Below are 23,714 nucleotides of genomic sequence, written 5' to 3' on the forward strand. Positions count from 1 at the left end.
TTGTTTACCAATCCAGCGTCACCCGCAGCGTGTCGCGATAGACGCCAGCCGGTAGCGCCACAGGATTTGCCATCACCATGCCATACACCGGGATCGGTACATGACCGCCACTTGCCACCACAAAATTGTGTTGCTGCCCGATGCTGTAGCTGTTGCTGCCAGCAGCATCGAGATACAAGCGATAAGGGATCATTTGCCGGCCATTACTCAGTCGGCGGTCTACGCCATTACCGTGATTGCCACCATCGATCGAAACCGTAAAACCTCGCACTGCAGGGTTACAGGTCACCCTCAAGTTGCTCTCGCTGCCATCTAGCAACACCTCGACCGGTGTATCCCAGGTCGGGCCTTTTGAGCCGAAATTAAGCGTTCCGAGATCATCGAGACGGTTTTCCTCTCCAGTCCCCACTCCACTGCTCACCTGGCAACTGGCCATAATCACCAGACGCGCCTGAATCTGCCCGCTGACCATGGCCGCCTGTGCACCGCTGACCAAAAGCCCGCAGGCTGCAAGCAAGGCTGACAACTGAGCAGGGCCGGCCATATTCATACTCCTGGCACTACCACGTGAGAGTGACTTTCAACAGGTCCGCATACAGTCCTGCTGGGGGGATCTGACGCAACGGCTCGATCCGGCCATATAACGGCAACTCAACTGAACCGCTCTCAGGCACTGTGCCGCTGACAGGCACATTGACCGACAACGGGATCTGGCGGGCCGGATCGCTAAACAGTCGATAAGGAATGGGCGGGCTATCCGGCCCCAGGGCCAAATAGCGAACATCTGCGGTGCCACCATGCTGGCCACCGTCGACCTGAATTTGATAGGTGGTATCGGGATTGCATTCCAGGCGCGGTAAACGCGGGTTTATCAGCGATGCACCCAAGGGCGCCGAAGGACCGTCCAGCCGCGCAGTACGGCCGAAATCAAGGAGGCCCAAGGACTCAACGCCAGCGTCGCGGGTTATACCCACCAGTTGGCAGCCTCGTTCGACGATGACTCGAACCTGAACCTCGTACTGCGCAGACCAGGCACAGGTACTGAACAAGGAGCCTATGATGACTATCCCTAGACGGCACTCCATGACCTTTCCTTGTGTGCATTTATAGGATGAAGGCTAGCATCGAAGGACGATACGTCCAGCTGTGTAAGAAATTAAACAAAGTTAAACGAAACCTAACTCTTAACTCACAGCCCCTACACGCAAATACTCGGCCCCACGCTGATTAATCGTTATCATGCGCGACACTTTTGCCCCACCCACGAGTACCCGACCCTGCTTATGGATACCCTCGCCAAACTGCGCGCCGGCCAACTGGCGGGCCTCAAACGCCTTGATCTGTCGTGTGGGCTGACCGAGTTCCCGCCCGAAATTTTCCAGCTGGCCGACTCGCTGGAAATTCTTAACCTGAGCGGTAACGCCCTAAGCAGCCTGCCCGATGACCTGCATCGCCTGACCCGTTTGCGCATTCTGTTTTGCTCGGACAATCAGTTCACCGAACTGCCAGCTTGTTTGGGCCAGTGCGCACAGTTGAGCATGATTGGCTTCAAAGCCAACCAGATCCAAAGCGTGCCGTCTGCTGCGCTGCCACCTTTGCTGCGGTGGCTGATCCTGACCGACAACTGCATCGAGCAATTACCCGAAGCACTGGGCCAGCGCCCCCTACTGCAAAAGCTGATGCTGGCCGGTAACCGTCTCCAGCAACTGCCCCGCAGCCTGGCCGGCTGTGAGCGTCTGGAACTGATCCGCCTGGCGGCCAACCAATTCAGCGAGCTGCCTGACATGCTGCTGGCACTGCCAGGCCTGAGCTGGCTGGCATACGCCGGTAACCCGTTGCAAGAAGATGCCAGCGCCCGTCGCCAGCCCGACAACACCCCGAATATCGATTGGTCGCACCTTGAGCTTGAGCACAAACTGGGCGAAGGCGCCTCCGGCATCATTTATCAAGCACGGTGGAGCCGCCCCGGTCAGGCTGACCAGTCAGTTGCCGTCAAGCTGTACAAGGGCAGCATCACCAGCGACGGCTCGCCACTCAATGAAATGAACGCCTGTATCGCCGCAGGCCGGCACCCCAACCTGATCAAAGTATTAGGACGTGTCGCCGGGCATCCTGAGAATCAGGCCGGTCTGGTCATGGAGCTGATCGACCCGTCGTTCATCAACCTGGCGGCCCTCCCCAGTTTCGATACCTGCAGCCGTGATGTGTATGCCGACAGCACCCGCTTTACCGGCGACAGCGCTTTGCGTATCGCTCGCGGCATCGCCTCGGCGGCAGGTCATTTGCACGCGCAGGGCATCTGTCATGGCGACTTGTACGGGCACAACATTTTGTTCAATGCACAAGGCGAATGCCTGCTGGGGGATTTTGGTGCAGCGTGCTTCCACGCCATCGACGACAGCCCGCGCAGCCGTGCGCTGCAACGTATTGAAGTACGTGCCTTCGGGATTTTACTGGGGGAGTTGCTGGAGCGGATCGATTCAGGCCTGAGTGATCAACGGCGCAGTGCGTTACAAGGCTTGCAACAGCGTTGCATCCAGCCGGAGGTGTTGGCACGACCCGGGTTTGCTGAGGTTAACCAGATACTGGGATAAGTGCGTAGCAGCTGCCGAGGAACGAAGGCTGCGTTCGAACGCGAAGCGGTCGTAATGTCATAGTTCACGGTGTGTCGAATACACCTAAGACTCAGGTTTTACGACCGCTTCGCGCTCGAACGCAGCCTCGTTCCTACGGCAGCTGCTACGGAGTCAGGGCAGACTCAGGCCAGCGCTACAAACATGTCCTGCACGTCGTCCTGCTCTTCCAGCTTGGCCAGAAACTCCTGGACTTCAGCCATTTGCTCGTCAGTCAAACCACTGACCGGGTTTTTCGGCTGGTAGCCCAATTTGGCCGATAACACGGTGAAGCCTTGCTCCGGCAGTGCTTTTTGCACGGAGTCCAGGTCAGTCGGCTCAGTGATGAACAAAGTCGTGCCTTCGTCTTCACCTTCTTCGAAGTCCTGGGCACCCGCTTCAATCGCGGCCATTTCAGGGTCTGCATCCGGGGTATCAGGCTTGGCTTCGATCATGCCGACGTGGTTGAAGTCCCATGCCACCGAACCCGAAGCGCCCAGTTGGCCTTTGCGGAAAGCAACGCGGATTTCAGCCACGGTGCGGTTGATGTTGTCCGTCAGGCACTCAATGATCAGCGGTACCTGATGAGGTGCAAAGCCTTCATAGGTCACACGATGGTATTGCACGGCTTCAGTACCGATACCGGCACCTTTGTTGATCGCACGCTTGATGGTGTCAGCCGGCATCGAAGCCTTTTTGGCCTGTTCGTAGACCAGACGCAAGTGCGAGTTCATGTCCGGATCTGCGCCGTTGCGAGCAGCAACTGTCAGTTCCTTGGCCAACTTGCCAAAAATCTTGCCGCGGCTGTTGGCGGCGTCCGCTTTATGTTTAACCTTCCACTGTGCGCCCATAACTCACTCTCTCAATCTGGTGTGTCGCGGCCTGTCGGCCGTCGAATGGGCGCAAGTTTATACGGCAAGAAGTCGGCAATCGACCAAAAAATCCAATCGTTGCCTGCTTAACCCTTGTCGGCCTTGCCCGCAGCCGCTGCAAATCTGGCCAGACGCACATCCAGATGCCGGGGCCGGTGGCCATGGTCTTCGGCACGCTCCTTGCGCCGAATCGCATTGCGCACCATCAACGAGCCCAGGTAACGAATGGGTTCGGGCGGAAAATAACCCAACGGTCCGTTGACCAGCGGCGAACGTGTCCAGTCATTAGCCAGCCCCTGCACCAGTGACGCCAGGATCTGCCCGCCCATGTGGCACGGACCTACCCCGCTACCTGAATAACCAAAGCCATAAAACACATTGCCGTGGCTGCTCATCTGACCGAAAAACGGCAAACCGGTGACCGAACGATCAGAAGGCCCGTTCCAGGTAGCCTCCACTCCAACCCCCGCAAATGCCGGAAAGAACTGCTCAAGGCTTTTGCTCAGTAGCCCGGCGTAGGGTGAAGGCTGATCGAATACCGGCAACATGCGCCCGCCATAGGCAAAGGTGTTGCCGCCCTTGCCCAGCATGATTCGCCCGTCCGGGGTGTTGTGGTAGTAGTGCACGAAAATTCGTGAGTCGAGCACGGTGACACCGCTGGTCAGGCCGATTTCCTGCAGCAAGTCAGGACGGGGTTCGGTAATCAGCATATCGCTGGACACAATCGCCACGCTGCGTTCGAACTGTGGAAACGCCCGGGCCATCCACGCATTCATCGCCAGCACCACACGGTCGGCGCGAATGCTCCCCGCCGGGGTGCGGATCACTGCCGGGGCGCCTTCCTCCAGCCCGGTCATTGGAGTGTTCTCATAAATTTTCACGCCTAGCTGCAAGGCAACCCGGCGCAACCCGCGCACCAGCTTGCCCGGTTGCACGCTGGCCGCTGCGGGAGAAAACCAGCCCTCCACATGCTGAGCCGATCCGGCCCGGCGCTGGACCTCGTCAACGGGCAACTTGCTGAACGAGTTGATGGATTGACGCTCCAGCGCGGCAATCACGCCGTCTGTGGAGCCAACCTGCGCCTGATTGGTCGCGGTATACAGCGTGCCATCGAGGCGGTAATCCGCGTCCACTGCGTACTTTTCACAAAACGCGCCAATCGCATAAATGCTTTGTTCTGACGCTTTGACCAGTCGCACCGCCTCCTCCACCCCGAACAAGCGTTCAAGGGTGAAGTACTTGGCCGACCAGGACAGCGCGCAGCCTCCGTTACGCCCGCTGGCACCTGCCCCGCAGATGTCAGCCTCAATCAGCACCACGTCCAGTTCGGGGCTCTGCTCCTTGAGCATGATCGCGGACCACAGCCCTGTGTAACCGCCGCCCACAATGCACACTTGAGCCCGTGTTTCACCCTGCAGCGCCGTGCAGGGTTCTATATTTTCCTGGGCAAGTGCCTGTTCCAGCCAAAAAGGTCGCATGGGTCGTTCTCCTGCTCAGGTACGCAAAGGTTTGATCAACAACGGGTGATTGGGTACAAACGCGCAGCCGGCGTTGAGCCCTGCAGGCCTGCTGTTCCAGTGCGGGATCAGCACCAGGGAGGAAAAAAGCGCGCAGCAGGCAAATACAATAAACACCGTGACCGTGTCGAAATAGCCAGGCAACAAACCGCCAAGAATCGCCCCGACTGAACCGCAGCCATTCACAAAACCCGCCGCGGTGGCACCGGCTTTGGCGGTGCCAAAATCAATGGCGGCAGCGCCGCTGATCATGGAGTCGGGCCCGTACAGGGTCAGCCCCATTACAAACAACAAGGCCACCACCAGCGTTACGCTGCCGGAATGCAATGCCCCCATAAAGAATGCAAGGGAAACGGTCAGCGCCAGCAGACTCAAAATGCAGGCTGGCATTCGCCGGGCGCCGAATAGCTTGTCGGAGGCCAGGCCTATCATGATCGGCCCCAACAAACCCGCCAGCTCAAAGGCCGTGGGAATAATGGCCGCACCAACCTTACCCACTTGGGGCATTTGTTCAAAAACGATGACCGGCCCCCACAACAGAATTGCGTAACGCGCCGGCTTCAACATGAAGTACGCCAGCCCCAGGGTCAGTACCGTGCGATTGCGCATGATCTCGCGCAGCGGGGCCAATACACTGATGCGTTTTTCGGCAGCAATCTCCTCAGCGCTCATTTCCGGCTCCGGCTCGACCGCAGGTAGACCGACATCTTCAGGAGTGTTGCGCTGGAATATAAAGAACAGCCCCGCCACCAATGCCACCACCACTGCACTGGAAATAAACGCCGCGTGCCAGGTACCCATCAGCGTGTATGCCCACCACCCGGCAAAGGGTGAAGCCACCAGCCCGCCAAAGGCGTAACACGAACTCCACAGCCCCAGCACCCGACCACGCTGCTCGGACGGGAAGAAACTTCCGATGTTTTTGCACAGGCCCGACCAGCCCGTCGATTGCGCCAACCCCTGGATCAGCATGCAAGTAGCAAAAATCGGCAAAGTGGCGTAAGTGCCCATAACCAGTGCCGCCAGCGCCGAAATGATCAAGCCGCCCAACACCACAACCCTGGGTCCAAAGCGGTCCGCAAGGATCCCCCAAGTGAATTGCCCGACGGCATACGCGGCGAGGTAGATGCCGTCAAGGTTGGCCATGGCCATCTTGTCCAGATGAAAGCTTGGGTCTTCGCTGATGCCCAGTTTGGCAACGGAGAAGGCTTTTCGTGTGAAGTAAAAGGCCGCGTAGGCCAGCCAAGTGATGGCAAAAATCTGCACGCGCCAGCGCTGGATGGTGGCAATGGACTTATTCATGTTGGGTCTGACCTCAGGTGTGAAATGTGCCGGCAGAATCAGAAAAGAACGCCTGTTTTTTTATTATGTTGAGCACTTCAATACCGCCCCGAGAAAGCAGACCGGCATCTATCAGACACACCCTGATGTCCATTTTATTGGGTTTGCAGGTCTTTTCAGGGAGTGTCACAACCCGGCGCTATCGAGGACATAACGCCGGGCCGAGGTCGATCAAAGCAATTACTGACTAATAGGTAAAATCGATTTATCGTATTTCACTCATAAGCTCAGCTTGTAACAGGTTATCCAATGCCGATTTCACATGCGCAGTTGAAAGCCTTTCACGCGGTCGCCGTCCACGGCAGTTTTACCCGCGCCGCCGAACGGTTGTTTTTGAGCCAGCCGGCCATCTCCGATCAGGTCAGAAAACTTGAGGAACGTTTTGGCGTGCTGCTTTTTCACCGCAACAAACGCTCGGTACGCCTGACGGATCTGGGTGAGCGCTTGCTCAGCATCACTCAGCGTCTTTTCGTGGTGCAGGCCGAGGCACAGGAGCTGTTGCAAGACTCCCGCGCCCTGCAAACCGGGAGCCTGATTCTGGCCGTCGACGCGCCGGTTCATGTACTGCCCCAAATAGCCCGTTTCTGTGAACGCTACCCGGGGATCACAGTAAAAATCGAAACAGGAAACACCGACGAATCCCTGACACGCTTGTTCAACTACCAAGCGGACTTGGCATTGCTGGGGCGCGATGTCAGCGATGAGCGACTGCTGAGCGTGCCCTTGCGCAGCGATCCAATGGTGGCGTTTGTGGCCCGTACCCACCCGTGGGCCAGTCGCAGTTCCATCTGCCTGGCCGACCTGGATGACACCCCCTTGGTGCTGCGCGAAGTAGGCTCGGTGACCCGACAAACCCTTGAAGAAGAAATGAGCCAGGCTGGCCTGCGTATTCGCGCCGCGATCCAGGTGGAAGGCCGCGAAGCTGCACGTGAAGCGGTGGTTGTCGGCATTGGCGTAGGGGTGGTATCGGCGGCAGAATTCGGGTCGGACTCACGGGTATGCGCCCTGCCCATTACCGACTGCAAAAGACGCCTGACTGAAACCCTGGTCTGCCTGCGCGAGCAGAGTTCACGGCGTGTGGTGGCGACGTTTCTGGAAATTGTGAAGGAGAGTTTGTAAGCCCATGGACAGTCTAGTGTGGGAGTGAGCCAGCTCCCACAGGATTAAAGCGCCTTTACGGCGCCAGCTCCATGAATGCCTTGATCAGCCGCAACTCGGCACGCCGCTCCATACAACCGAGCATATGCAGATTGACCAACCCAGCACCGTTGATCGGCACCGCGCGTACACGCGGGTCATGGCTGACTTCTACCGAAGACACGATTCCCACCCCGAGCTGAGCAGCTACCGCCTCGGTGACGGCTTCGCGGCTGTCCAATTCCAGCAACACCCGCGGGTTAACTGCGGCCAGCTCACAGGCAGTGTCGAAGGTGCGACGGGTGATCGATGTCGGTTCACGCAACACCATGATCACCTGATCCAGTTGCGCAATCTCGACACCATCCGGCAGCGCCAGCCACGGGTGATTGGCCGGCACCAAGGCGCATATCCTGGACTGATCCAGCGCGCGCAAGGTCAACCCTTTGCGCGGTTCGACCTCTGTCAGCACAGCCACATCGGCATGCTCCGACAACAACGCCGCCAGGGTTTCCTGGGCATTGCCCAAACGCAAGTTCACGGTGATCCCCGGATAACGCGCCCGCAAGCTGGCCAGCATCGGCATCACCAAATGCGGACCGTCGGCCGCCACCTCAAGCCGTCCGGTGAGCAGTTGGCGATTGGCCTCCAGCATGACCTGTGCCTCATCCACCAAACCAAACATGGCGCGGGTGATGGCAGCAAGCCTGGTGCCTTCTTCGGTCAACTCTACACGCCGTGCAGTACGCCGCAGCAAGGTGATTTGATAGTGCTCTTCAAGAGCCTTGATGTGCCCGGTTACGGCCGGCTGACTGATAAAAAGTCGCGCCGCAGCGCGGGTAAAACTGCCTTCACGGGCCACGGCGTCAAAGGCACGAAGCTGGAATAAATTCATGCATAACCCTCACTGATGGCTGGCATAACAACAAACAATTTGATTGATATCAACTCAAACTGCAATTTATGCCCTGTACCAAGTAGCCATCCAATGCTTGTGAGGACTTCAGAATGAGTACTGCCGCGCCGATCCTGCTGACCCCCGGCCCACTGACAACGTCGGCGCGTACCCGCCAGGCGATGATGGTCGACTGGGGTTCCTGGGATGACAGCTTCAACCAGTTGACTGCCAGCCTCTGCGACCAACTGCTGACCATCGTCAATGGCAAGAGCAGCCATCACTGTGTGCCTCTGCAAGGCAGCGGCACCTTCGCCGTCGAGGCCGCCATCGGCACCCTGGTGCCACGAGATGGCAATGTGCTGGTGCTGATCAACGGTGCCTATGGCAAACGACTGGCCAAGATCTGCGAAGTGCTGGGGCGTCGCTTCAGCACCTTTGAAACAGCTGAAGATGAACCCACCACTGCTGCCGACGTAGAGCGTCTGCTGAGTGCCGACCCGAGCATCACCCATGTGGCTCTGATTCACTGCGAAACCAGTACCGGAATTCTTAATCCGCTGCCCGAAATTGCAACGGTCATTGCTCAACACGGGAAACGTCTGATCATCGACGCCATGAGTTCTTTCGGCGCTCTGCCCATTGATGCGCAGCAAGTCCCTTTCGACGCGCTGATCGCCGCCTCCGGAAAATGCCTGGAAGGCGTTCCGGGCATGGGTTTTGTTTTCGCCCGCAAAGAGGCACTGGCGAACGCCGCAGGCAACAGTCACTCACTGGCGATGGACCTGTTTGATCAGCACGCCTATATGGCCAAGACAGGCCAATGGCGCTTCACTCCGCCCACCCACGTGGTCGCGGCCTTGCACGAAGCCCTGCTGCAGTACAACGAAGAAGGCGGTTTGCCGGCACGCCACCAGCGTTATGCCAACAACTGCCAGACGCTGCTCGACGGCATGGCCGGGCTGGGTATCCGTAGCTTCCTGCCTGACGCCATTCAAGCGCCGATTATCGTCACCTTCCATGCCCCCAAAGATCCGCGCTACCAGTTCAAGGAGTTCTATCAACGCGTCAAAGCCAAGGGTTTCATCTTGTATCCGGGCAAATTGACCCAGGTCGAAACCTTCCGCGTGGGCTGCATCGGTCACGTCAATAAGGCTGAGATGCAGGCTGCCGTCAATGCGGTAGGCCAGGTGCTGCAAGAGATGGAAGTCTTCGAGATCTGATGATGTGGGGGCGAGGCGCTCCCACCTGCTTGAACAACCCAAATTACTTCGTGCGGCACAGCCCGCTCATACAGGATTGACAGACATGAATTACACCAACCCGAGCAAACTCCAGGCAGCCATTCTCGATTGGGCAGGCACCGTGGTCGACTTTGGCTCGTTCGCACCGACGCAAATTTTTGTCGAAGCCTTCGCCGAGTTCGACGTACAGGTTTCCATCGAAGAAGCACGCGGCCCGATGGGCATGGGCAAGTGGGACCACATCCGCACCTTGTGTGACCAACCACAAATCACCGAGCGCTATACAAACGTGTTTGGCCGCGCGCCGACTGACGAAGACGTAACCGCCATTTACCAACGTTTTATGCCGCTGCAAATCGAAAAAATTGCCGAGCACTCGGCCCTGATCCCCGGCGCATTGGAAACCATCGCCAAACTGCGTGAACAAGGCATCAAAATCGGATCATGCTCGGGCTACCCGGCGCAGGTGATGGCCAAAGTCGTTGAGCTGGCGGCCACCAATGGCTACGTCGCGGATCACGTAGTGGCCACCGACGAAGTGCCCAATGGCCGCCCGTGGCCCGCTCAAGCACTGGCCAACGTGATCGCGCTGGGCATCGATGATGTAGGCGCCTGCGTGAAAATCGACGACACCGTGCCGGGCATCCTCGAAGGCCGCCGTGCAGGCATGTGGACGGTCGCGCTGGTGTGCTCCGGCAACGCGCTGGGCTTGACCTACGCGCAATACAAGGCGCTGGATGCCGCGACACTGGACAGTGAGCGCACCCGCATTCATGCCTTGTTTGCAGGCTCACGCCCCCACTACCTGATAGACACCATCAGCGACCTGCCGAACGTCATTGCCGATATCAACCAGCGCCTGGCCAATGGCGAAATGCCACAAAGCAGCTAAGTGAGATAAAAAAACGCGGCTGCCCTGAGTCAGGCCTGCCGCGTTTTTTATGAGAAAGACTCAGCGTTTGTGTTGCTGCTCGACCCAATTGGCAAAGTCGTCGATGAATTTCTGCAAAAACGGTCGAGTTTTGTCTGACAGCTTTCCAGACGCATCAAATGCATCCCCCGCCCCGCCCAGGTACGCTTCAGGCTGCTGCATGCACGGCACATTGAGGAAAACCAGTGACTGGCGCAAATGCTGGTTTGCCCCAAAGCCGCCAATGGCTCCCGGAGAAACACTGATCACGGCACCCGGCTTGCCACTGAACACGCTTTGACCATAGGGACGCGAGCCGACATCAATCGCGTTTTTCAATACACCCGGCACCGAGCGGTTGTATTCAGGGGTCACGAACAGCACAGCATCGGCCGGGCGTACCTGATCGCGAAACGTGCTGTAAGACGCAGGTGGCGGCGTGACATCAATGTCTTCGTTATAAAGCGCCAGGTCACCGATTTCGACAATATCCAGCTTCAGACTTGCCGGAGACAGTTCTGCCAGAGCAAGGGCGACTTTTCGATTGAGAGAATCTTTCCTCAGACTACCGACCAACACCGCAACGCTGTAGACCTTGCTCATAGAAAAACCCCGAGTCTGTAGTTGTAGGAAGAGTAGTTATAGATGATCGGACGCCTTTCTTGCACCCCAGTTCACCCTATCTGCCTGCAAGCCTGTAAAGTAGCAGGACTATTTTTTTCACATTGCTAAACTTCCCCTACTGATCAACGGTCTACAGAACCGCAAATTGGGTGTTTATCTCCAGAGGTTCTCTACAAATGGCGGCAGTTCTCGTTGGGCAATTTCATGCAAGGGATGCGGAAGGTCGCGTCTATTCCGTGCATGAGTTTGAAGATACACAAGCGGCAGACGACCAACCGGTAAAAACGTACAAACTGGCCATTGGCGATCGCGTCAAAAAGAACGACGACAATACCTTCGAGCTAGTACAGTCGGGCGTCATACTGGTTCGAGATCCTTCTCCGGTTGTCGCCGCCTAACCTGCTGCCCGCGGCATATCGCTGAAGTCAAAGGATGAGACTTGGGTCAGGCTTCATAACGCTGAAACCTCATCTGCCGGACATGGACTTCACGCATGCGTTTACGCCACATCGAAGTGATTCAAGCCATCTTGCAAACCGGCAATCTCGGCCATGCTGCCGAGTTGCTGCAATTGCCCGCGGCAACCCTCAGCGCCACGCTGCAGGAAGCCGAGCAGCAATTGGGCTTTATGCTGTTTGCCAGTGTTCGCGGGCGGCTTAAAGCCACCCGCGACACCCTTGTGCTCCAACCCCATATCAACCAGCTGTACCAGGCACTTGAGCCGCTACGCCAGCTTGGCAACGACTTGCGCCAGCATCAGGAGCCGGCCTTGCGCGTGGCCTGCAGCGAAACCCTGGCACACCCTCTTCTGCCTCACTGCATAGGTGCCCTCAGGCGCCGTTTCCCCGATACGCCGACCACCTTGACCAGCCAGCCTTGCGCCGAAATTGTGCGCCGCCTGTTAATGGACGAATGCGATATCGGCCTGAGTTTGCAGGCATCTGAACAACCCGGGATCGACTGCCAGCCGCTGATTCAAGGCAAAGTGCAGTTCCTGGCACCCCACGGCTGGTTATCCCCCAAGCACAAATACATCGCACTGCAAGAGTTGGCTGGACAGGCAATGATTGGCCTGCAGCAGCACGACCCTTTGAGCCGCCTGCTCGATGACAAGCTTCAAGCCTTGCGCCCGGTGCCTGTGGTACAGATTCAGGTTCAGAGTTACCAGATGATGCGCAGCATGGTGGAAGCTGGCGAAGGGTTGGCGCTGGTCGATCCGTTCACGGCAGTGGGAGCCAAAACCAGCGGGCTGGATGTGTGCCCACTGTCACCGGCTATCCCGGTAACACTCTACGGGCTGACCCGCAAAGACGCACAGCCCGGGCCTGCGCTTAAGGCACTGCTCGATATCGTGCGTCAAAAGGCCGAGGCATTACTCGCGGATCAGGGGTTGGTGGTGCTGTAACAACCGCCCCATGACCTTCAAAGTACTGCGTCGCGATTCTCAAACATCAAATACCAGAAGATCGCCACTTCGCTGGTCTGCGGGTCTATGCCGCGATAGCGCAGGTAATCGATGCCACCGACCTGATACCCGCAACGTTCATACAACCGGCATGCGCCAAGGTTGTTGTTTTGGGTTTCCAGCATGATTCCCGGCAGGTTTTTTTTGTGGCTCCAGAACTTGACCACATCCAGCAATGACTTGGCCACGCCATGGCGACGGGCGCTGGCGACGACGGCTAGCTCATCCACGTGGGCGAAGCCATTCCAGTTGGTGCTCACCACCACATGCCCGACCGGCTGATTGTCCAGGTACGCCATGAAGATGTCGCTGTCCTTGCCACCCCGATAGCTGGCAAATTCATCAGGGTCGATGCCGTAGCATTTGCGATAAGGCGTGATCAGGTCCAGCGGCCAGTGCTCGACCCTTTTATGGCGGTCGGCGCGAGCGTAAGCGCGAACTTCAAAGCTGAAGTCATTGCACCACACGTACGGCGCAAAACCTTCGTCGGCCAAACGTACAGAGACTTGAGGGTCTTTGGGGTTCATAACCAGATGCATGAAAAATCCTTCTTTCTTGTCGTCGATGCTGACAATGGGCTGCTGTGCAACCCATTGCAGCCTGCGGCAGCGACTACAAGGTTAGCGCAAGGCTATTGCAGCGTCTGTCCCTTAGCGTCGAGAAGCTGGGCCCACAACGACGGGCTGCCTGCCGATTTGGCAATTGCTTCAAGACGAGCCGCATGCTCGGCCAAGTCGCTTTCACTTGCACGAATAATCCGACCCGGCTGACGGTCGGCCGACAAGCGGCGGATTTCGCTGGCCTGGTTGCCTGAGCCTTCGCCAGAACCATTTCCGTCGGAAGCATTACCGGCCAACGACAGGCTGGTCTGACCTCCGGTCATGGTCAGGTAAACGTCTGCCAGGATCTCGGAGTCGAGCAATGCGCCGTGGAGTTCACGGCCCGAGTTGTCGACACCATAGCGTTTGCACAAGGCATCAAGACTGTTGCGCTGCCCCGGGTGACGGGCCCGCGCCATGGCCAGGGTATCGAGGATGGAGCAGTGACGGGTTATGTCCGCCCGGTCCGCCTGCCCGATCAGGGCAAATTCGTTATTCAAAAAGCCCACGTCAAACGCGGCGTTATGAATGATCAACTGAGCGCCCTTGATGAAATCAAAAAACTCATCGGCCACTTCAGCAAAGCGGGGCTTGCCCACCAGAAATTCGTTGGTAATACCGTGAACGCCGATGGCGCCCTCGTCACTTTCACGGTCGGGCTGCAGGTATACGTGAAAATGCCGGCCGGTCAAACGACGCCCCATCAACTCGACGCAACCGATCTCGATCACGCGGTGGCCGTCAGTGACCGGCATACCGGTGGTTTCGGTATCGAGTACCACACTACGCATGCTTGATTCCCCGCACCTGATCTACTCCGCGGTTGGCCAACTGGTCGGCGCGTTCGTTGCCAGGATGACCGATGTGCCCACGTACCCACTGCCACTTCACGGTATGACGGTTGACCTGCTCATCGAGCAGCTTCCATAGATCGGCGTTTTTCACCGGCTCTTTGGAAGCGGTTTTCCAGCCACGCTTTTTCCAGTTGACCATCCATTCGGTGATGCCTTTCATCACGTACTGGGAGTCAGTCACCAGCAACACTTCACACGGGCGTTTAAGCTCTTCAAGACCGCGAATGGCGGCCATCAGCTCCATGCGGTTATTGGTGGTATTGGCTTCGCCACCCCAGAGTTCTTTTTCAACGCCCTGGCAGACCAGCAAGGCACCCCAGCCACCCGGGCCAGGATTGCCCTTGCAGGCACCATCGGTGAACATTTCAACGCTATCGGTCATTACAAACTATCCAGAAAAAGGCTGCTTATGGCCTGACCATCAGCAATGGTCAGTGCCTGAGCCGGGCAAACCCGGCCCAACAAAAATTAAGGTTCAGTGTGGCGCCGATTGACCTTGGCCATCTGCAGGGGAATCAGCTTGCCCATCGGTTCCCGACGCAAAGGATTGACGGGGCGCAAGCCCACCACCATTTTGCGTGCAACCAATATATAGAAGCCGCCACCGGCCAATTGCCAGCTGCCAGCCTTGCGCTCCCAGCCTGAGAAACGGCTTTGCCACGCCTTGGATGCAAGCGGCGGACGATAGCACCCGAAGCGGCGTTTCTCCAGCGCAAAGCCCAGCAGATTCAGCCAGTCGGCGACCCGTGAAGGTGAAATGCAACGCGCTTTGCGCAGGGCATCCTTGGCGAACACATGGCGCAAGCCCCAACTGCTCCAGGGGTTGATCCCGACAATCAACAAATGACCGCCAGGACGCACGCTGCTGGCTGCTTCGCGCAACAAACCATGGGGCGAGAGGCAAAAATCCAGGCCATGTTGCAACACCACCACATCCGCTGCGTGCTCACACAGCGGCCACGCCTGCTCTTCACAAATGATCTCAACACCCGGCAGGGGGGCTCCAAGACGCACACTGCGGCGTACTTGCGCAGCCTCTGGAGGGGGTTCGGCGCCAGGGCCGTAATGCACCAGATAGCCGCCGAAAAAGCGTCCCAGCTCATCCTCAAGCACACGCTGCTCATCTTCGAGCAACAACTGCCCAAGGGGGCCGGACAGCCATTCACGCGCTGAACTGATCAGCGCCAGCCACTCAGGGTCTGCCTGAGCCAATTCTTTATCGGTCATCGCTCCTCCAACTCGCCGTCTACCAATCACAAGCCTTAAGGTTTGCTGACGTTTCTTTGCGGCCGCGACCATAGCACACGTGGTGCCGGGCGAGGCGCGAGCAGCGCAGTCAGGTTGTACCGAACAGGCTGGACGCAACGTCGTCCTGCGACGCGGCTCGCAATGGAACATCAACAGACCCTAAGATGCGCCATTGTTTCGCACTTGGGAATTGCACCATGTTACAGATCGACGCCCTGCCCGCCTTCAGCGACAACTACATATGGTTGTTGCAAGACACCGCTCACAAACGCTGCGCCGTGGTCGATCCGGGTGACGCCGCGCCCGTCATGGCCTGGCTGGAGCAGCACCCGGGCTGGGTGCTCAGTGACATATTGATCACCCATCACCACTTCGATCATGTGGGCGGTGTTGCGCAACTGCATGAGCACACTAACGCGAAGGTCTGGGGCCCGGCACTTGAGACCATTCCAGCCCGACAAGTGGCGCTTAACGACGCCGACCGTATCGAAGTGCTGGGCCTTGAATTTAAGGTCATGCTAGTGCCCGGACACACGCTGGGGCACATTGCCTTCTATCATGACGACCCATCGGCTCCCCTGCTGTTCTGCGGTGACACCCTCTTCGCCGCTGGCTGTGGCCGACTGTTCGAGGGCAGCCCTGAACAAATGCACCAGTCACTGAGCCGACTCGCTGCGCTGCCAGCCCTCACTGGCGTGTACTGCACCCACGAATACACCCTTAGCAATTTGCGCTTCGCCCAGGCGGTCGAGCCCACCAATGCGGATATTGCAGCGCGGGTAGCGCAAGTCACCCAATGGCGCGCCGAAGGCCGCATCAGCTTGCCATCCTCCATAGGTCTCGAATTACGCACAAATCCCTTTTTAAGGGTTAAAGAAACATCTGTTAAAGAAAAAGCTGACGAGTGGAACTCCCTCGACAACGACTCGCCCGGTGCTGTCTTTGCCAGCCTGCGCAGCTGGAAAGATACGTTCTAAAACGGGCTGCGGTTAGCACAGAAATTCTCAACAGTTGACCGCACCCCCCCTGCTTTCTAGAATCCCCCGACATTTTTTCCTGAAACTATCATCAGCCAATGTCGTCATTTAAAGGTTACTCCATCAATTCAGACGCATTGACGCGCTTGGTTAAAGCCATCGCGGTGGCTGTGTCCGCCACTCTTGCGGGCTGCCAATCCATGGATCATTCGGCGCAAACCACCGAACGGGCCAGCCTGAAAATCGCCAAGCGCATCCCTCAAGAGCCGCTCTGGCTCAGCGAAAAACCTAGCCCCGTTGCCCCGCAAGATGTCTGGGAGCGGATGCGCCAAGGGTTCAAGTTGCAGGACGGCCAGAACGTTAACCCCCGCATTGAACAACAGCGCTTGTGGTTTGCCAGCAATCCGTCATTCCTCGAGAACGCAGGGGAGCGTGGCAGTCTTTACATCCACTACATCGTCGAACGCCTCGAAGAGCGCAACATGCCGCTGGAACTGGCCCTGTTGCCAGCCATCGAAAGCGCCTACAACCCAATGGCGTACTCCCACGCCAATGCGGTCGGTCTCTGGCAATTTATCCCTTCGACGGGCCGCTATTTCAATTTGCGTCAAACCCGCGCTTACGACGGTCGCCGTGACATTACCGCCTCGACCCTGGCAGCCCTGAACTACCTGAACCGTCTGCACGACATGTTCAACGGTGACTGGCTGCTGGCCCTGGCGGCTTACAACGCAGGCGAAGGTACTGTTAGCCGGGCCATCGAGCGCAATGAAAAACTCGGCTTGCCGACCGATTACTGGAACCTGCCACTGCCGCAGGAAACCAAAGACTACGTTCCAAAACTGCTGGCACTGTCCCAAGTGGTTCTGGCCCCTGAAGCCTATGGCATCAACCTGAATCCGATCGCCAACGAACCCTACTTCGAAATGGTCGAAATCAAGCAGTCCATGGATCTGTCCCGCGTTGCAGCCCTGGCCGAGATCGACGAAGACGAGATGTTTCAGCTGAATCCGGCTTACAAGCAGCGCGCCACAACCGATGGCCCGCAACACCTGCTTGTGCCCACCTCCAAAGCGCAGTTGCTGACCGCCAGCCTTTCCAACCTCAAGCCCGAAGAACTCGTCAGTCTGCGCCCTAAAAAGCCTGTGTTTGACAGCATTGCGAGCAATCAACCGGCACGGCTTAACCGCAAGTACCGGGTTAAAAGTGGCGACAACCTGACCCTGATTGCCAAAGCCAACAAGGTTGATGTCAAAGACCTGCAGCATTGGAACAAACTAAGCGGCAACAACCTCAAGGCCGGTCAGATCCTGGTCATGCAGGACACCCGCAAGTCCACGGGCAGAAAGCCTACGCAATACAAGGTCAAAAAAGGCGACTCGCTGTACATCGTTGCCAAGCGTTTCAACGTTGAAATGCAACATCTCAAGCGCTGGAACCCAAGCAGCGTAAAAGCCCTGAAACCCGGGCAGATGCTGACAGTTTCAAAACCGCGTTAAAGCATAATGCTGGCACTATTGCGGGCAAGTTGATTCCTACACAAAAGTAGGGCGCAACTTGCCCGCAGTGCTTTCCAGCGTGGCCTTTTTCCTACAGATACAAGCTGTTACTGTACGGAAACCTAAGCCCAATGCCTGGATCGGATCTCTGACTTGATGCGTCCCCTCCTCACGCTATTTATCAGCCTGGCCTTGAGCTTCCCCGTAAGCGCATCCTTGAGCGAAAGCCACGGTTATGCGCAGTTCGGCACACTCAAGTACCCGGCCACGTTCACCCATTTCGATTGGGTAAACCCTGACGCGCCCAAAGGCGGGACCTTGAAGGTCATGGCGTTCGGCACCTTCGACACGCTAAACCCCTATACCTTCAAAGGCACCAGCCCGGTATCGACGCCAAATTTTTTGCAATACGGGGTCAACGAGCTCAACGAAACCCTGATGGCCGGCACTGGCCAATACGCGCCATCCGGCGATGAGCCAACATCCAGCTATGGCTTGATCGCACAATCGGTGGAGTACAACGAAGACCGCAGCTGGGTGGTATTCAACCTTCGACCCGAAGCCCGTTTTCACGATGGCAAACCGATCACTGCCTACGACGTTGCGTTCTCTTACAACCTGTTGCTCAAAGAGGGCCATCCGCAGTACCGGACCAATCTTCAGGAAGTCCAGCGCGTCGACATTCTGGGGCCCAAGCGCATTCGCTTTGTGTTCAAGCGTGCAAACAACCCTTTGCTGATTTTGCGTCTGGGTGAGTTGCCAGTCCTGCCCCAACATTACTGGGCAAAACGCGATTTTAAAGCCACCACCTTTGAACCACCGCTGGGCAGCGGGCCATACCGCATCACCAAGGTCACTCCGGGTCGCCAACTGGTCTTCGAGCATGTGAAGAACTGGTGGGGCACCAACTTGCCGGTCAATCGCGGCAAATATAATTTCGACCGGGTTGAAGTGGAGTTCTACCGCGACAGCGATGTCGCCTTCGAAGCCTTCAAAGCACGCGAATTCGATATCTATATCGAACACCAGGCCAAGAACTGGGCCAATGGCTATAACTTCCCGGCGGTCCGTCGGGGAGATGTGGTTAAGGCTGAAATCGCCCACCAGATTCCGACGCAAACCCAGGGGCTGTTCATGAACAGCCGCCGCGCCACCTTTGAGCAAACCAGAGTCCGTGAGGCCCTGGGCTTGATGTTCGACTTTGAATGGACCAACCGCACACTGTTCAACGGTGCCTACAAGCGCGCTTCGAGTTTTTATCCCAACAGCGAGTTTTCGGCCAGCGGCATTCCCCAAGGGCATGAATGGCTGATGCTTTCACCGTGGCGCAACCAACTGCCTCCCGAACTGTTCAGCCAGGCCTTTGCCCTGCCCCAAACCGACGGCCGCGGCATCCCCCGTGAAACGATGCGCCAGGCGCTGGGCTTGCTGGCCGAAAGCGGCTGGAAGCTGTCCGGTCAACGCTTGCTCAACAGCGAAGGCAAGCCGCTGCGCTTCGAGATATTGCTGGTCAATCCCAACCTTGAGCGCATCCTGCAGCCTTATGTGGAAAACCTCGCCAGCATCGGCGTCGACGCCCGACTACGCACGGTAGATCGCGCGCAATACAAACAACGACTGGATCAATTCGACTTCGACATGATCCTCATGACCCTTGACCAGACCCTGAGTCCCGGCCTTGAACAGTGGCAGTACTTCCACTCCAGCCAGGCGAACGTCAAGGGCAGCAAAAACTATGCAGGCGTTTCCAGCCCGCTCGTGGATCAGTTGCTCGAACGCTTGCTGGCCGCCCAGAACCGTGACGAGCAATTGTCGGCCGGGCGAGCCCTTGACCGTGTGTTGCTATGGCAGCACTACATCATTCCTAACTGGTATCTGAACTATCACCGCCTGGCGTACCGCAACCGGTTCGTCTTTGTGACTACGCCGCCCTACACCCTGGGCCTTAGCGCGTGGTGGCTTAAGCCTACGGAGAAAAAACAATGATGCCTTTGCGTACGTTGCTCAACCCCCTCGCTGGCTTACTGTTGACCGGTTTTGCCTGCATGGCGCTGGCCGCCCCTCAACATGCGTTGACCCTCTACGACGAGCCTCCGAAATACCCGGCCAATTTCAAGCATGTTGATTACGTCAACCCGGACGCTCCCAAGGGCGGGACATTTCGCAAGTCCTCGCTGGGCAGTTTTGACAGCCTCAACCCCTTTATCAACAAAGGCGTTCCGGCCGACGACATTGACCTGACCTTCGATACCCTGGCCCGGCAAACCCTCGATGAGCCCTTCACTTCCTACGGCCTCATCGCCGAGAAAATCGAAAAAGCCCCAGACAACAGCTGGGTGCGCTTTTACCTGCGCCCCCAGGCAAAATTCAGTGACGGTCATCCGATTCGTGCCGAAGACGTGGTGTTCAGCTTCGATACCCTGATGAAAAACGGTTCACCGCTTTACAAGGGCTATTACAGCGATGTCGACCAGGCGATCGCAGAAAACCCGTTGCAAGTGAAGTTCACCTTCAAGCACAACAAGAATCGCGAGCTACCGCTGATACTTGGCCAGCTCCCGGTTTTGCCCAAGCACTGGTGGGAAACACGAGAGTTCGGCAAGGGCAACCTGGAAGTGCCGCCCGGCAGCGGGCCTTACACCATCACCGAAATCAAGCCCGGGCGCTCAATCCGTTACGAGCGCAACAAGGACTACTGGGGCAAAGACCTGCCGATCAACAAGGGCCTGTACAACTTCGACACGATTACCGTCGATTACTTTCGCGACAACAGCGTAGCGTTCGAAGCCCTCAAGGCCGGGCAATTTGATTACTGGCTGGAAATCAGCGCCAAGAACTGGGCCGGTGCCTACAACGCCCCCGCCTTCACTCAGGGCCGGTTGAAAAAAGAAGAAATCCGCAACCACAACCCGACAGGCATGCAGGGTTTTGTCTTCAACCTGCGCAAACCCATGTTCCAGGATGTTCGTGTTCGTGAAGCCATCAGCCTGCTGTTTGACTTCGAGTGGGCCAACAAGCAGCTGTTCAGCGGCGCTTATGCACGTACGGGCAGTTATTTCGAAAACTCAGAAATGGCTGCCAAAGCACCGCCCACCGAAGAAGAACTGGCCATTCTGGAACCCTTGCGCGGCCAGGTTCCGGACAAGGTATTCACTGAAGTCTTCAAGCCTAACGTCACTGATGCCAGCGGCATGATTCGCGAGCAGCAACGCCGCGCCTATCAACTGCTGCAAGAAGCAGGCTGGCGTATCGTCGACGACAAGATGGTCGACGCACAGGGAAAGCCGGTCACCATCGAATTTCTGCTGGCACAAACCGAATTCGAGCGAATCCTCCTGCCTTTCAAACGCAACCTGAGCGATCTGGGTATCGACTTGCAGATACGTCGGGTCGATACCTCCCAATACCTGAACCGTCTGCGCTCGCGCGATTACGACATGATCGTCGGCAGCTTCCCGCAGTCCAGCTCACCTGGTAGCGAACAGCGGGAATACTGGGAATCGCTCAGTATCGATAAGCCCGGCAGCCGTAACTTTATCGGCCTCAAGGACCCGGCTATTGATCAACTGACGGAGGGCCTGATCAATGCCGAGTCCCGAAAAAGCCTGATCAACCATGCCCGGGCCTTGGACCGAGTCTTGCAGTGGGGCTTCTACGTGATTCCGAACTGGCACATCAAAACCTGGCGCGTTGCGTATTCGAGTCACATCGGCCACCCCGAAGTGACCCCGAAATACGACATTGGCACCTCGACCTGGTGGGCAAAGCCTGACGCCAAAACTGAGACCCCGATTAAACCTGCAAGCGCGAGCCAGGAGCCTTAAATGCTGGCTTATATATTCAGGCGACTGCTGCTTATTATTCCGACGCTATTCGGGATACTGCTGATTAACTTCATCATCATCCAGGCCGCACCCGGCGGCCCGGTTGAACAGATGATCGCCAAGCTGGAGGGTTTTGATGGTGCCACCAGCCGTATCGCGGGAGGGGGTTCGGAGGTGTCCGTGGCCGGCTCCAACTATCGCGGCGCGCAAGGGCTGGACCCGGAGCTGATCAAGGAAATCGAAAAGATGTACGGCTTCGACAAGTCGGCGCCGGAACGTTTGTGGATCATGATCAAGAACTACGCACAACTGGACTTCGGCGAGAGTTTCTTTCGAGACGCCAAGGTCATCGACCTGATCAAGGAGAAGATGCCGGTTTCGATTTCACTGGGGTTATGGAGCACCCTGATCATGTACCTGGTGTCGATTCCGCTGGGAATCGCCAAGGCTACGCGGCACGGCAGCCATTTCGACGTCTGGACCAGTTCGTTGATCATTATCGGTTATGCGATCCCCGCCTTTTTGTTTGCCATCCTGCTGATCGTGCTGTTTGCCGGGGGCAGCTATTTTGACTGGTTCCCGTTGCGCGGCCTGACCTCCAACAACTTCGACGAGCTGAGTGTGGGCGGCAAGATCCTTGATTACTTCTGGCATCTGGCATTGCCGGTCACCGCGCTGGTAATCGGCAACTTCGCCACCATGACCTTGCTGACTAAAAACAGCTTCCTGGATGAGATCAACAAACAGTACGTGGTCACCGCAAAAGCCAAAGGGCTGACCAACCATCGCGTGCTTTATGGCCATGTGTTTCGCAATGCCATGCTGCTGGTGATCGCGGGTTTCCCGTCCGCATTCATAGGAATTTTCTTTACCGGCGCCTTGTTGGTCGAAGTAATTTTCTCCCTCGACGGCCTGGGCCTGATGAGCTTTGAAGCGGCGATCAATCGCGATTACCCCGTGGTCTTCGGCACCCTGTTTATTTTCACGCTGGTCGGGCTGGTGGTGAAGCTGATCGGTGACCTCTCATACACCCTGGTTGATCCACGCATCGACTTTGAAAGCCGGGAGCATTGAGATGAAATTATCGCCTCTGAATCGACGCCGCTTTGCGCGCTTCAAAGCCAACAAGCGTGGCTGGTGGTCGCTGTGGATTTTTCTGGTGCTGTTCGGGCTTAGCCTGAATGCCGAATTGATCGCCAATGACAAACCACTGGTGATCAATTACGACGGGGAACTGTATTTCCCGGCGCTCAAGCGCTACCCGGAGACTGACTTTGGCGGTGAGTTCCCCCTCGAAGCCAATTACAAAAGCCCGTATATCCGTGAACTGCTGGCCAAGAAAGACGCCTGGGTGCTGTGGCCACTCATCCCGTACAGCTATCAGAGCATTAACTACGACCTGAAAGTCCCCGCTCCTGCGCCGCCGTCAGCGGAAAACTGGCTAGGCACCGATGACCAGGGGCGCGATGTGCTTGCCCGAGTGATTTACGGCTTTCGGATTTCGGTGCTGTTCGCGCTGACCCTGACCGTTTTAAGTTCGATCATTGGCGTCATCGCCGGAGCACTCCAAGGCTTTTATGGGGGTTGGGTGGACCTTGCCGGCCAGCGCTTTCTGGAAATCTGGTCAGGCTTGCCTGTGTTGTATCTGCTGATCATTCTCGCCAGCTTTGTGCAGCCCAATTTCTGGTGGCTGCTGGGGATCATGCTGCTGTTCTCGTGGATGAGCCTGGTCGACGTCGTACGCGCCGAATTCCTGCGTGGGCGAAATCTGGAATATGTGCGCGCCGCACGCGCCCTCGGCATGCAGGACATGGCCATCATGTACCGCCATATTCTGCCTAACGCCATGGTCTCCACCATGACGTTTATGCCGTTTATCCTGACCGGAGCCATTGGCACGCTCACCGCGCTGGACTTTTTGGGCTTCGGCCTGCCGCCAGGCGCGCCGTCACTCGGTGAACTGGTCGCTCAGGGCAAGTCCAACCTGCAAGCTCCTTGGTTGGGTATCAGTGCATTCGCGGTACTGGCCATTATGCTCAGCCTGCTGGTGTTTATCGGTGAGTCCGCTCGCGATGCCTTCGACCCGAGGAAATGAG

23 protein-coding genes are annotated in these 23,714 nt (G+C 57.3%); 12 read left to right on the top strand and 11 right to left on the bottom strand.

Annotated features, from left to right (window positions below; genetic code table 11):
- Nucleotides 1-4: 4 nt before the first annotated feature.
- Nucleotides 5-544, bottom strand: coding sequence for a spore coat U domain-containing protein (locus RGV06_RS07445; RefSeq protein ID WP_019828380.1), 540 nt, complete (start codon nt 542-544; stop codon nt 5-7).
- 16 nt (nt 545-560) lie between these two features.
- The gene (locus RGV06_RS07450) at nt 561-1,085 is read right to left on the bottom strand and encodes a spore coat U domain-containing protein (protein WP_048351700.1); all 525 of its coding nucleotides are present in this window, start codon (nt 1,083-1,085) and stop codon (nt 561-563) included.
- A gap of 198 nt (nt 1,086-1,283) precedes the next feature.
- On the opposite strand from RGV06_RS07450, the gene RGV06_RS07455 reads away from it, so the two are divergent.
- Entirely contained in the window at nt 1,284-2,594 is a 1,311-nt protein-coding gene (locus tag RGV06_RS07455) for a protein kinase (RefSeq protein ID WP_048351701.1), read from the top strand.
- A 164-nt stretch (nt 2,595-2,758) separates the two neighbouring features.
- On the opposite strand, the gene RGV06_RS07460 is transcribed toward RGV06_RS07455, so the two are convergent.
- The 3 genes from RGV06_RS07460 to RGV06_RS07470 all read right to left on the bottom strand — a co-directional run bounded on the left by RGV06_RS07460 (nt 2,759) and on the right by RGV06_RS07470 (nt 6,303).
- Nucleotides 2,759-3,463 carry a YebC/PmpR family DNA-binding transcriptional regulator gene (locus RGV06_RS07460; RefSeq protein WP_019828383.1) on the bottom strand — a complete coding sequence of 235 codons (705 nt, stop codon included), beginning with the start codon at nt 3,461-3,463 and terminating at the stop codon, nt 2,759-2,761.
- 107 nt (nt 3,464-3,570) lie between these two features.
- A complete protein-coding gene (locus RGV06_RS07465) occupies nt 3,571-4,962 on the bottom strand; it encodes an FAD-dependent oxidoreductase (protein ID WP_198821081.1) in 1,392 nt (463 codons plus the stop codon).
- A gap of 15 nt (nt 4,963-4,977) precedes the next feature.
- Nucleotides 4,978-6,303 (bottom strand): MFS transporter, encoded by a 1,326-nt coding sequence (locus RGV06_RS07470; RefSeq protein ID WP_019828385.1) that lies wholly within the window; start codon nt 6,301-6,303, stop codon nt 4,978-4,980.
- A 288-nt stretch (nt 6,304-6,591) separates the two neighbouring features.
- Here RGV06_RS07470 and RGV06_RS07475 point away from each other — a divergent pair, with 288 nt between their 5' ends.
- Nucleotides 6,592-7,461: a LysR family transcriptional regulator gene (locus RGV06_RS07475; protein ID WP_019828386.1), complete on the top strand. Its 870-nt coding sequence runs from the start codon at nt 6,592-6,594 to the stop codon at nt 7,459-7,461.
- Between the two features lie 55 nt (nt 7,462-7,516).
- Here the strand turns inward: RGV06_RS07475 and RGV06_RS07480 are convergent, their stop codons facing one another.
- Nucleotides 7,517-8,374 (bottom strand): LysR substrate-binding domain-containing protein, encoded by an 858-nt coding sequence (locus RGV06_RS07480; RefSeq protein ID WP_019828387.1) that lies wholly within the window; start codon nt 8,372-8,374, stop codon nt 7,517-7,519.
- Between the two features lie 113 nt (nt 8,375-8,487).
- Here RGV06_RS07480 and RGV06_RS07485 point away from each other — a divergent pair, with 113 nt between their 5' ends.
- The gene (locus tag RGV06_RS07485; protein ID WP_198821079.1) at nt 8,488-9,597 is read left to right on the top strand and encodes a 2-aminoethylphosphonate--pyruvate transaminase; all 1,110 of its coding nucleotides are present in this window, start codon (nt 8,488-8,490) and stop codon (nt 9,595-9,597) included.
- An 85-nt stretch (nt 9,598-9,682) separates the two neighbouring features.
- The gene (gene phnX, locus RGV06_RS07490) at nt 9,683-10,510 is read left to right on the top strand and encodes a phosphonoacetaldehyde hydrolase (protein WP_019828389.1); all 828 of its coding nucleotides are present in this window, start codon (nt 9,683-9,685) and stop codon (nt 10,508-10,510) included.
- Nucleotides 10,511-10,570: 60 nt separating this feature from the next.
- On the opposite strand, the gene RGV06_RS07495 is transcribed toward phnX, so the two are convergent.
- A complete protein-coding gene (locus RGV06_RS07495) occupies nt 10,571-11,131 on the bottom strand; it encodes an NADPH-dependent FMN reductase (protein ID WP_046810832.1) in 561 nt (186 codons plus the stop codon).
- 197 nt (nt 11,132-11,328) lie between these two features.
- Between RGV06_RS07495 and RGV06_RS07500 the strand changes: the two genes are divergently transcribed.
- Together RGV06_RS07500 and RGV06_RS07505 are read left to right on the top strand one after the other, a co-directional pair.
- Nucleotides 11,329-11,550 (top strand): hypothetical protein, encoded by a 222-nt coding sequence (locus tag RGV06_RS07500; protein ID WP_322149737.1) that lies wholly within the window; start codon nt 11,329-11,331, stop codon nt 11,548-11,550.
- A gap of 95 nt (nt 11,551-11,645) precedes the next feature.
- On the top strand, nt 11,646-12,557 hold the full coding sequence (locus RGV06_RS07505) for a LysR family transcriptional regulator (RefSeq protein ID WP_048351705.1): 912 nt from the start codon (nt 11,646-11,648) through the stop codon (nt 12,555-12,557).
- A gap of 17 nt (nt 12,558-12,574) precedes the next feature.
- Here the strand turns inward: RGV06_RS07505 and RGV06_RS07510 are convergent, their stop codons facing one another.
- The 4 genes from RGV06_RS07510 to RGV06_RS07525 form a co-directional block, all read right to left on the bottom strand.
- Complete coding sequence (locus RGV06_RS07510) at nt 12,575-13,156, bottom strand: GNAT family N-acetyltransferase (protein WP_019828393.1); 582 nt, start codon at nt 13,154-13,156, stop codon at nt 12,575-12,577.
- Nucleotides 13,157-13,248: 92 nt separating this feature from the next.
- Nucleotides 13,249-14,007, bottom strand: coding sequence for a DNA polymerase III subunit epsilon (gene dnaQ / locus RGV06_RS07515; RefSeq protein ID WP_322149738.1), 759 nt, complete (start codon nt 14,005-14,007; stop codon nt 13,249-13,251).
- Nucleotides 14,000-14,452: a ribonuclease HI gene (gene rnhA / locus RGV06_RS07520; RefSeq protein ID WP_019828395.1), complete on the bottom strand. Its 453-nt coding sequence runs from the start codon at nt 14,450-14,452 to the stop codon at nt 14,000-14,002. Before rnhA ends, dnaQ begins: the two co-directional genes overlap by 8 nt.
- 86 nt (nt 14,453-14,538) lie before the next feature.
- On the bottom strand, nt 14,539-15,297 hold the full coding sequence (locus RGV06_RS07525) for a methyltransferase domain-containing protein (protein ID WP_322149740.1): 759 nt from the start codon (nt 15,295-15,297) through the stop codon (nt 14,539-14,541).
- Between the two features lie 218 nt (nt 15,298-15,515).
- On the opposite strand from RGV06_RS07525, the gene gloB reads away from it, so the two are divergent.
- The 6 genes from gloB to RGV06_RS07555 all read left to right on the top strand — a co-directional run bounded on the left by gloB (nt 15,516) and on the right by RGV06_RS07555 (nt 23,713).
- Entirely contained in the window at nt 15,516-16,295 is a 780-nt protein-coding gene (gene gloB, locus RGV06_RS07530; protein WP_322149742.1) for a hydroxyacylglutathione hydrolase, read from the top strand.
- 98 nt (nt 16,296-16,393) lie between these two features.
- Nucleotides 16,394-17,794, top strand: a complete 1,401-nt coding sequence (locus RGV06_RS07535) for a lytic transglycosylase domain-containing protein (protein WP_322149744.1) — start codon at nt 16,394-16,396, stop codon at nt 17,792-17,794.
- 156 nt (nt 17,795-17,950) lie between these two features.
- The gene (locus RGV06_RS07540) at nt 17,951-19,780 is read left to right on the top strand and encodes an extracellular solute-binding protein (RefSeq protein WP_322151849.1); all 1,830 of its coding nucleotides are present in this window, start codon (nt 17,951-17,953) and stop codon (nt 19,778-19,780) included.
- A complete protein-coding gene (locus tag RGV06_RS07545) occupies nt 19,777-21,618 on the top strand; it encodes an extracellular solute-binding protein (RefSeq protein ID WP_046810827.1) in 1,842 nt (613 codons plus the stop codon). The genes RGV06_RS07540 and RGV06_RS07545 overlap by 4 nt, the downstream gene beginning before the upstream one ends.
- Nucleotides 21,619-22,692: a microcin C ABC transporter permease YejB gene (locus RGV06_RS07550; protein WP_046810826.1), complete on the top strand. Its 1,074-nt coding sequence runs from the start codon at nt 21,619-21,621 to the stop codon at nt 22,690-22,692. It abuts the gene before it with no gap.
- Between the two features lies 1 nt (nt 22,693).
- Nucleotides 22,694-23,713, top strand: a complete 1,020-nt coding sequence (locus tag RGV06_RS07555) for an ABC transporter permease (RefSeq protein ID WP_046810825.1) — start codon at nt 22,694-22,696, stop codon at nt 23,711-23,713.
- Nucleotide 23,714 lies beyond the last annotated feature (1 nt).

It is taken from the genome of Pseudomonas sp. CCI3.1, assembly GCF_034313985.1.
Taxonomy (GTDB): Bacteria; Pseudomonadota; Gammaproteobacteria; order Pseudomonadales; family Pseudomonadaceae; genus Aquipseudomonas; species Aquipseudomonas psychrophila.

Bases quoted from the DNA above. Each gene is read 5' to 3' on its own strand.
- RGV06_RS07535 (WP_322149744.1), top strand. From the start codon at position 16,394: ATGTCGTCATTTAAAGGTTACTCCATCAATTCAGACGCATTGACGCGC.
- RGV06_RS07500 (WP_322149737.1), top strand. From the start codon at position 11,329: ATGGCGGCAGTTCTCGTTGGGCAATTTCATGCAAGGGATGCGGAAGGT.
- RGV06_RS07510 (WP_019828393.1), bottom strand. From the start codon at position 13,156: ATGCATCTGGTTATGAACCCCAAAGACCCTCAAGTCTCTGTACGTTTG.
- RGV06_RS07475 (WP_019828386.1), top strand. From the start codon at position 6,592: ATGCCGATTTCACATGCGCAGTTGAAAGCCTTTCACGCGGTCGCCGTC.
- gloB (WP_322149742.1), top strand. From the start codon at position 15,516: ATGTTACAGATCGACGCCCTGCCCGCCTTCAGCGACAACTACATATGG.
- RGV06_RS07495 (WP_046810832.1), bottom strand. From the start codon at position 11,131: ATGAGCAAGGTCTACAGCGTTGCGGTGTTGGTCGGTAGTCTGAGGAAA.
- RGV06_RS07550 (WP_046810826.1), top strand. From the start codon at position 21,619: ATGCTGGCTTATATATTCAGGCGACTGCTGCTTATTATTCCGACGCTA.
- RGV06_RS07525 (WP_322149740.1), bottom strand. From the start codon at position 15,297: ATGACCGATAAAGAATTGGCTCAGGCAGACCCTGAGTGGCTGGCGCTG.
- RGV06_RS07470 (WP_019828385.1), bottom strand. From the start codon at position 6,303: ATGAATAAGTCCATTGCCACCATCCAGCGCTGGCGCGTGCAGATTTTT.
- RGV06_RS07450 (WP_048351700.1), bottom strand. From the start codon at position 1,085: ATGGAGTGCCGTCTAGGGATAGTCATCATAGGCTCCTTGTTCAGTACC.
- rnhA (WP_019828395.1), bottom strand. From the start codon at position 14,452: ATGACCGATAGCGTTGAAATGTTCACCGATGGTGCCTGCAAGGGCAAT.
- RGV06_RS07445 (WP_019828380.1), bottom strand. From the start codon at position 544: ATGGCCGGCCCTGCTCAGTTGTCAGCCTTGCTTGCAGCCTGCGGGCTT.
- phnX (WP_019828389.1), top strand. From the start codon at position 9,683: ATGAATTACACCAACCCGAGCAAACTCCAGGCAGCCATTCTCGATTGG.
- dnaQ (WP_322149738.1), bottom strand. From the start codon at position 14,007: ATGCGTAGTGTGGTACTCGATACCGAAACCACCGGTATGCCGGTCACT.
- RGV06_RS07505 (WP_048351705.1), top strand. From the start codon at position 11,646: ATGCGTTTACGCCACATCGAAGTGATTCAAGCCATCTTGCAAACCGGC.
- RGV06_RS07545 (WP_046810827.1), top strand. From the start codon at position 19,777: ATGATGCCTTTGCGTACGTTGCTCAACCCCCTCGCTGGCTTACTGTTG.
- RGV06_RS07540 (WP_322151849.1), top strand. From the start codon at position 17,951: ATGCGTCCCCTCCTCACGCTATTTATCAGCCTGGCCTTGAGCTTCCCC.
- RGV06_RS07485 (WP_198821079.1), top strand. From the start codon at position 8,488: ATGAGTACTGCCGCGCCGATCCTGCTGACCCCCGGCCCACTGACAACG.
- RGV06_RS07465 (WP_198821081.1), bottom strand. From the start codon at position 4,962: ATGCGACCTTTTTGGCTGGAACAGGCACTTGCCCAGGAAAATATAGAA.
- RGV06_RS07555 (WP_046810825.1), top strand. From the start codon at position 22,694: ATGAAATTATCGCCTCTGAATCGACGCCGCTTTGCGCGCTTCAAAGCC.
- RGV06_RS07455 (WP_048351701.1), top strand. From the start codon at position 1,284: ATGGATACCCTCGCCAAACTGCGCGCCGGCCAACTGGCGGGCCTCAAA.
- RGV06_RS07480 (WP_019828387.1), bottom strand. From the start codon at position 8,374: ATGAATTTATTCCAGCTTCGTGCCTTTGACGCCGTGGCCCGTGAAGGC.
- RGV06_RS07460 (WP_019828383.1), bottom strand. From the start codon at position 3,463: ATGGGCGCACAGTGGAAGGTTAAACATAAAGCGGACGCCGCCAACAGC.